Below are 7,920 nucleotides of genomic sequence, written 5' to 3' on the forward strand. Positions count from 1 at the left end.
ACGACCAAGGTACCTTTATCACAATAGAACACTGGCTCTGCTAACTCTTTTAGCCAAATTGGCCAAAGCGCGTACGAACGCAACCCAAGGATTTTCACCATCGGTTCTGCCGCCACAGCTTCTGTTGCAGGCGCTACCATTGATGCAGCCACATAGCCGGCACTGTCACTGCCCTCTCTGTCATCTTTAGACAGGATAGCCACATAATGACCGGCCTGAATCAGTCGCCAGGCTGTCAGGCGACCGATCAGACCACTTCCTATTATCAGATATCGTTTCATTTTCGATTTATATCAACGATTCAAGATCAAACCTGGTGGTAAATTTTACTGCCACCTTCCTTGAATTCCTGAGATTTCTCAGCAAATGCTGCCTTAACGTCGTGAGAAATTTTCATTGAGCAAAACTTTGGGCCACACATAGAACAAAAGTGAGCCACTTTTGCTTTTGGTTGTGGCAAGGTTTCATCATGGAATTCACGTGCTGTGTCCGGATCCAGACCAATGTTGAACTGATCTTCCCAACGAAATTCGAAACGTGCTCTTGAAATAGCATCATCACGAATTTCAGCACCCGGATGACCTTTCGCCAGATCCGCTGCGTGAGCAGCAATCTTGTAAGTAATGATACCGGTCTTAACATCATCTTTATTTGGCAGCCCCAAGTGCTCTTTTGGTGTCACATAACAGAGCATGGCTGTACCGAACCAGCCAATCATAGCGGCACCAATGCCTGATGTAATGTGGTCATAGCCGGGAGCGATATCCGTCACCAGTGGGCCCAAGGTGTAAAAAGGTGCTTCGTGACATACTTCCAATTGCAGATCCATATTTTCTTTGATCTTGTGCATAGGTACGTGACCCGGTCCTTCAATCATCACCTGAACATCATGTTTCCATGCTATCTGGGTCAATTCACCCAAGGTTTTTAACTCAGCAAATTGAGCCTCATCATTGGCATCAGCTTGAGACCCCGGACGCAGACCATCACCTAAAGAGAAAGAGATGTCATACGCTTTCATGATTTCACATATATCTTCGAAATGCGTGTACAGGAAGCTTTCTTCATGATGTGCCAGACACCATGCCGCCATGATTGAGCCACCACGCGACACAATACCGGTAGTACGGTTAACCGTTAGCGGGATATGTGATAAGCGCACACCAGCATGGATAGTAAAGTAATCCACACCCTGCTCTGCCTGCTCAATCAAGGTGTCACGATAGACTTCCCAGGTCAGGTTTTCGGCAATACCATCCACTTTTTCCAGCGCCTGATACAAAGGTACGGTACCAATCGGCACTGGTGAGTTACGAATGATCCATTCGCGGGTTTGGTGAATGTGTTTACCGGTCGATAAATCCATCACAGTGTCACCACCCCAACGGGTACTCCACACCATTTTCTCGACTTCTTCTTCAATCGATGACGTGGTGGCTGAGTTACCAATATTAGCGTTAATTTTGACCAGGAAGTTCCGACCAATAATCATCGGTTCTGCTTCTGGGTGGTTGATGTTGGCGGGAATAATCGCGCGACCCTCGGCTACTTCTACACGCACATATTCCGCTGTGATGGTGTGTTTCATACCTTCAGGCAGTTCACCCTTTTGTGCCAGTGCTTCACGCCCCATGCTCTCACGAATAGCAATGTATTCCATTTCCGGCGTTACGATGCCCTGACGTGCGTAGTGCATCTGGCTGACATTACCGCCAGCTTTGGCGCGTGAGGGCATACGACGGTTCTCAAACAAAGGAATATCAAAATCCTGAGCATTCTGATCACGCGTGTATTTTGAGCTGAATTCGCTCAGTTGCTCGGTATCATTACGGGCATCAATCCATGCCTGACGTAACAATGGCAAACCGGCTTCAATATCAATTCTAGCAGTAGGATCGGTGTATAAACCGGAGGTGTCATAAACCAGAACGGGTTCGTTGGGTGTGCCCGGTAGATTCGGATCGGCGTTGGGTGTATCAGTCAACGCAATGCTGCGGAATGGCACGCGAATATCTTTACGACTGCCGGTAATATAGATCTTTTCGGAACCTGGTAATGGCGCGGTGGTAATACCGGTACGGTCAGTTATATCAATGACCTTATTGTTTTGTGTGGACATATCACTTTCCCCTGTCTGAAAACCAAAATCGGGGAAGATGAAATCGTTGCGCGGCTGCGAACAAGAAACGGATATACCCAAGCCATAAAAGACGGGTTGTGCAGGTATCCTGCTTGTTTCCTACGGAAGTCTTAACTTCTTCAGGTTCAACGGGTTTCATCTCAGCCATTCCGGAAAATTCCGGTCGGGCACCCCGACAAGTGACCTGCATAGTAAATCAAAACGGATTTTTTACACAAGCGCTATCTGGCACAATAACAGTATCAACTCAGATGAAAACATAGGCAGCAGCGTACTCATGGCAGACAAAACAGGGGATGAGGAAAAGGATGAATTTGCGTTATTTCGAAAAGAAATGCGCGATGCCACACCTATCCAACACGACAGTCTGCTGCAGAGCAAACCGAAACCTCAGCCCAAAGCAGGTCTGCTTCGTTCGCTTGAAGATGAGAGATCAGCGCAAGCTTTCTCAGATATGTTCGCTCCTGAAACCGTCGGGAATGAAGAATATCTGGAATATCAGGGCCAGGGTATTCAACACCGTCAGTTCGCTAAGTTGCGAGCGGGAAAAGTACACCTCGAAGCAGAGTTGGATCTGCATGGTATGACGTTAGTGAAAGCTGAACCGGCGCTTGGAGCATTTCTGGAAACCTGTCATCAGCAAAACATTCGTTGCGTCAGGGTCATTCATGGCAAAGGCTGGGGTTCAAAAGACAATAAACCTGTACTGAAAAGTAAGCTAAATCACTGGCTCCGCCAAAGCCCGTTGGTTCTGGCTTTTTGCAGCGCTACAATAGGTGATGGGGGTACCGGAGCGCTCTACGTTTTGCTCAGGCGACAGTTCACTGATTAAGATACGTCTTTACTCCTTCATGACAATCTCAAAATGTGTGCCACTATTTAAAATGTGCAAAAAAATATTCCCTAGTTCTCTATACGATCAGAATTTTTATTCCTGCCTAAGTCTTCCACTATTCAGGCTTATATCCCGGCAATAAGGTACCGGTATGCAGCAATTCGCGTAAGGTAGTCAGACCTTTCTCAACTTTGGCCAGGCCATCATCCAGCATAAGCGGATGCCCACGTTTAATAAGCGTTCGTCGCAGAGCGTGCTCATCTTCATGGTTTAGTATCATCGTGAAGTCTTGTTCTGTCGGCTGCCAGACTTCAAAAATTCCTATCCTGCCTCTGAAACCCAGTTCATTACAAGCTGAACAGCCTTCTGCACGCCAGATTTGTGCCGGCACCTCGCGCCCATGTTCCTCAAGCCATCTTGTTTCAAGATCGTTGGGTGTATCCTGCACTTTGCAATCAGTGCATAACATGCGCACCAGTCTTTGAGCAGCAACCAGCCCTAGGTTGCTCGAGATTTCGTAATCGTCTAATCCCAAGTTGCGCAATGCGGTGATAGTTCCCACCGCATCTCGGCTATGTAATGTCGCCATCACTGCCCGCCCACTCGTTGCAATACTGATGGCCGCCTGAGCAGAGGGTTCATCTCTGATCTCACCGATTAGCACATAGTCTGGATCAAGTCGGAGCATTGCATCGGTACCATTGGCGAATGTCAGGTTCTGGATCGGATTCACCTGAATCTGATTGATGCCGGGCACTTCATACTCAACAGGATCTTCCAGGGTAATGACGTGACTGTCATTCAGTTTCAACTCATGCAGCAAAGCATAGAGCGTCGTCGTTTTACCGCTTCCTGTGGGACCAGCAACCACAAACATACCTCCGGTAGCGTCCATCCAGCGCCGGATAGACTCTGCGCCCTGGTCATGGATGCCCAGTTGCTTTACTTCTTTTACTGCTTCCGGTGGTGACAGCAGGCGAAGCGCAAGCTTGTCACCCGATACACAGGGTACCGCCGTTAACCTTAGGTCCAACGCCTGATCATCAATTTCATAGCTAAAACTACCTTCATCACAACATACGCTAGGAACAGGGTCGATATTTGTTAATACCTTAAATTGGTTCACCAGCCGCTGTCCCTGCTCGATTTCAATCTCGATGGCATCGATCATTACGCCATCTATTCTCAGGCGGATTTGGTAATGTGTAGGAAACGGATCAAGATGAATATCTGTTGCTCTGGCCTTAACGGCATCACGCAACAATGCATCGGCACCCAATCCCTCATCGTCATTATAATCTTCATTTTTCGCGAATAATTGTCGAAAGTCGCCTAAAATATACTCCCGAAGACGGCGACCAAAGCGTTGCTGGGCATGATTTTCTTGGTTTGCTCGGCTATATTGACTCAAGACAGGCTCCCCGGATGACAGAATTTTCCTTAGTGTACCAAACGAGAAATTTCTTCAAAGAATGCATGGAATAAATGGCGATAGAAGTATGCACTTTCAATCTATCCGCCTCACGAGAGGACCGTTCCGCCGCCTGATGGAGCCAAAATAATGTCTATCTCTGATACTCCTTTTAACTCTATGCTCCCAAACGCTAAAGGAACATTTCATTTCCAACAGAGTCGAGATGATAGAGGTTTTCTAATAAAAAGGAGATTGTATGAAGATAAAAAGCGCTCTTATTTCGTCGCTTTTCCTGACTTCCAGCGTTTTCGCCGGTGATTCCATCACGGTTGATATGACCAATCTGCAAACCGGTGAATCAGCAGGCACAGTCACTATCAGTCAGCATCCCTTGGGCACGGTCTTCACCCCGGATATGCAAAATCTGTCGACAGGTAACCACGGTTTCCATGTACATCAAATTGCTTCCTGTGGCCCTAAGCAAAAAAACGGGAAATTGGTTCCGGGCGGTGCTGCGGGCAGTCACTTTGACCCGGCCAATACCGAACGTCATGCTGAGCCTTGGGACTTGCATGGTCACGCAGGTGACTTACCAGCTCTGTACGTTGATGATAACGGTATGGCCACACAACCCGTACTGGCACCCAAACTGACATTCAAACAAGTGAGAAACCGGTCTTTAATGGTACACATGAATGGTGATAACTATTCTGACCATCCCAAGCCATTAGGCGGCGGCGGTGCCCGTCTGGCATGCGGTGTGATTAAATAAAACTGCTCAAACTAAAAGAACCGGCAAATGAGCCGGTTCTTTTTTTATTTAACACTCAATGATAGCAGCCGGCTCCGATCGAGTGAAAATATCTTCTGTCAGACTCTCCACAAAAGCAGCATTGACAGTAACATTCTCGTACAGCCAGTAATAGAATCCCCCTTCATACACTTTATAACGCCACTCATAGTGGCACTGAATCCAACCCTTACTGAGCGTGGCAATATGTCTGGGTGGCAACATTGAGTCAGGTTGCGGAAAATGAATCACTGTCCTGCTTTTAAGATCAAAGCCAAAGCGGTCGATAATGAATTTACTGTCGTCAGTGATCTCGTAGCGAAGTCGGTTGCCCATCACGTCATCGCCGTGATGGTCGAGTATAATGTGATTATCTGACAGATACTTTGCATTAGGCTCGATCACTGGATAGTGATTAGGGATTTGTGCTCTGGCCTTGGTGTGCTTTTCTAAACGCTCGCTCTTATCCCATTGTTTCGTCACGATTTGTAAAACAAGTACTGTCATTGATTTTGATCCAGTCGTATCAAGCTCTCATTCCAATTAGTGACAACATACTTCTCGGCTAGGAACATTCATTTTATTATTAACCCAGCTTATCAGAGGATTTTGAAATCAGGTAAACCGTGACAATGTATTTCAATAAACCGGGCTGCATTCTCGGCCCTGACTTGACTTAAGCAGCGGACAACTAGGAGTAATGGTTTTCATGTTCATAAAAACCATCACCTGACAGACAGAAAAATCGTGCATGTAGCGCTCAAACTAGTCTCTATACAAAAAAAGCCGGTTGCTGATACAACCGGCTTTTGTATATGCAGATACTGAATTTACATTGCTTCAGCCGCTTCAATCGCTTCATCTACAACACGACCTAAACCACCACTAACATCTTGTGATTTGATTGCATCAAGATTCGTTGGGCTACCGACAATAACAGCACCCCCCATACCTGCACCAATATGTGGATCACATTGATAGATGTAAATGCCTTCTTTGTCGAAGGTCTTTGTCACTGGCTCACTCATTGGTGTTACAAATGCTTCTGTTCCTTCAGGAATTAACCCATCCATCATATGCACGTTGTGCGTAGCCATGTTTTCCCAGTAAACAGTGTCTCCTGGTGCGATATTAATGACCAATGGTTGGAATGCCAATCCTCTGGCTGTCACAGTGTGATCTGCCGCAAAGGCAGAGCCTGCGGCTAACGAACTAACCAGCGCAATAGCTGTAAGCATCGATTTAAATAATTGCATATTATCTCCTCGTTTAGGTTCAAAACTTAGGACAAACACATCGACATAAAGTGCGATAAATAATTTCTATCGAATTCATTAGCCAATCCGATTTATTCGCTGCTCAACTAAAACTCTTGCCTTATTCGAATATATCAAGCATTTCTCATTGTTTGCTGGTAACGATTCCCGCCCTTGTGTTTAGCCTCATACATTGAAATGTCGGCATTGTGCAATAGTTCTCTTTCTGTAACACCATTTTCTGGATGGATAGCAATACCTATGCTGGCAGACATTTCAACGCTGAACTCATCTAAATGATATGGCTTTGAGAGCGTCAATAAGATTTTTTCTGTCACCTGCTCTACTGCTTCTGGCTTGTCGAATCCTTCCAGAAGAATGACGAATTCATCCCCTCCAAACCGCGCTACCGTATCCGTGTCTCGTACTGTGTTTTTGAGACGGTTGGCCACTTCTTTCAGTAACAGATCACCGACTCTATGACCGAAATTATCATTGGCTTCTTTGAAACTGTCCAGATCGATATAGAGCAATGCGAGATTAATGGCATTACGTCTTGCTATTGCTATGGCATTACTGAGTCTGTCACTGAATAATTGGCGATTAGGCAAAGCGGTCAGTTGATCGAACATCGCAAGTTTTTGAAGACGATCAATCATTTGTTTGCGTTCTATGGCTGCTGCTATTTGCGTGGCTGCAAACTCTATAAACTCTTGATTAACCTGGGTATAGTCAACTTCTGAGAATGTTGTTTCGATTATAAGTGCACCGATAATCCCTTTCTGAGATTTAAGAGGAACCCCCAGCCAATCAAGGTTTTTACCGGCTTGGTCTTTTGTTGACTTCCTTTGTGTCTGTCCTGTCCGACTCACCGCACAACAAAAATAGTCAATCTCAACATCCTGATTGCCTTTTAGTTTTGTAAGCTGTTTATAAGCAAAACTCAGTACATCTGTCCGACCATCATAAAGTGCAATGGCAAACTGCTCTGCTGGCATTAATTCTTTAATTATCTGATGAATACGGTTATAAAGTGCGGGCAAATTTTCTTGTGCATGTGCAGCTTCAGAAATATTAAACAATGCTGTTTGCTGGGCTTCCGCTCGCTTGTTTTTTGTTATATCTCGGGCGACAGCAACACGTACTTTTTGGTCTTCCGACCAGCGCGCTGACCATAACAAATTTATAATCCGGCCATCTTTACGTATATAACGATTTTCAAAATCGACTTTGTGATGACCCAGCTTGATTTCAGTGACTGTATTTAGCGTTTTGTTACGATCATCTGGATGCACCATATCCAGCATCTGCATTCCAGTCATTTCTTCTGGTTTATAACCAAAAATGCGCTCCGCTCCCGAACTGACATAGACAAAACACCCCGCTTCATCTACGACACAGATTGCATCTAAGAGCATATCTATGTAGTGACTTAATGCATCGAGTTTTTCTTCATTTACCGTCATAAGGTTGCATCATAAGGCT

8 protein-coding genes and 1 riboswitch are annotated in these 7,920 nt (G+C 45.7%); of the genes, 2 read left to right on the top strand and 6 right to left on the bottom strand.

All coding sequences use genetic code 11. The annotated features are described in order from the left end of the window. Positions 1–281, bottom strand: a 281-nt coding sequence (locus ACTF5U_RS02655) for an FAD-dependent oxidoreductase (RefSeq protein ID WP_438970090.1), incomplete at its 3' end; no start/stop codon positions are given. A 26-nt stretch (positions 282–307) separates the two neighbouring features. Then, positions 308–2,119: a phosphomethylpyrimidine synthase ThiC gene (gene thiC, locus ACTF5U_RS02660; protein WP_438970091.1), complete on the bottom strand. Its 1,812-nt coding sequence runs from the start codon at positions 2,117–2,119 to the stop codon at positions 308–310. 100 nt (positions 2,120–2,219) lie between these two features. Then, a riboswitch (TPP riboswitch) is annotated at positions 2,220–2,325 on the bottom strand. A 92-nt stretch (positions 2,326–2,417) separates the two neighbouring features. Here thiC and ACTF5U_RS02665 point away from each other — a divergent pair. Further along, positions 2,418–2,972, top strand: a complete 555-nt coding sequence (locus tag ACTF5U_RS02665; protein WP_438970092.1) for a Smr/MutS family protein — start codon at positions 2,418–2,420, stop codon at positions 2,970–2,972. Positions 2,973–3,090: 118 nt separating this feature from the next. Here ACTF5U_RS02665 and ACTF5U_RS02670 read toward each other — a convergent pair whose 3' ends face one another. After that, positions 3,091–4,386, bottom strand: a complete 1,296-nt coding sequence (locus ACTF5U_RS02670) for a GspE/PulE family protein (protein ID WP_438970093.1) — start codon at positions 4,384–4,386, stop codon at positions 3,091–3,093. A 259-nt stretch (positions 4,387–4,645) separates the two neighbouring features. On the opposite strand from ACTF5U_RS02670, the gene sodC reads away from it, so the two are divergent. After that, positions 4,646–5,161, top strand: a complete 516-nt coding sequence (gene sodC, locus ACTF5U_RS02675) for a superoxide dismutase [Cu-Zn] SodC (protein WP_438970094.1) — start codon at positions 4,646–4,648, stop codon at positions 5,159–5,161. A 48-nt stretch (positions 5,162–5,209) separates the two neighbouring features. On the opposite strand, the gene ACTF5U_RS02680 is transcribed toward sodC, so the two are convergent. From ACTF5U_RS02680 to ACTF5U_RS02690, 3 genes are all read right to left on the bottom strand, one after another. After that, the gene (locus ACTF5U_RS02680; protein ID WP_438970095.1) at positions 5,210–5,686 is read right to left on the bottom strand and encodes a hypothetical protein; all 477 of its coding nucleotides are present in this window, start codon (positions 5,684–5,686) and stop codon (positions 5,210–5,212) included. A gap of 323 nt (positions 5,687–6,009) precedes the next feature. Beyond that, positions 6,010–6,435, bottom strand: a complete 426-nt coding sequence (locus tag ACTF5U_RS02685; protein ID WP_438970096.1) for a plastocyanin/azurin family copper-binding protein — start codon at positions 6,433–6,435, stop codon at positions 6,010–6,012. A gap of 134 nt (positions 6,436–6,569) precedes the next feature. Then, entirely contained in the window at positions 6,570–7,901 is a 1,332-nt protein-coding gene (locus tag ACTF5U_RS02690) for a diguanylate cyclase domain-containing protein (RefSeq protein ID WP_438970097.1), read from the bottom strand. Positions 7,902–7,920 lie beyond the last annotated feature (19 nt).

Origin of the sequence: Methylophaga sp. (genome assembly GCF_965655755.1) — a bacterium.
In the GTDB taxonomy this organism is placed as follows: Bacteria; Pseudomonadota; Gammaproteobacteria; order Nitrosococcales; family Methylophagaceae; genus Methylophaga.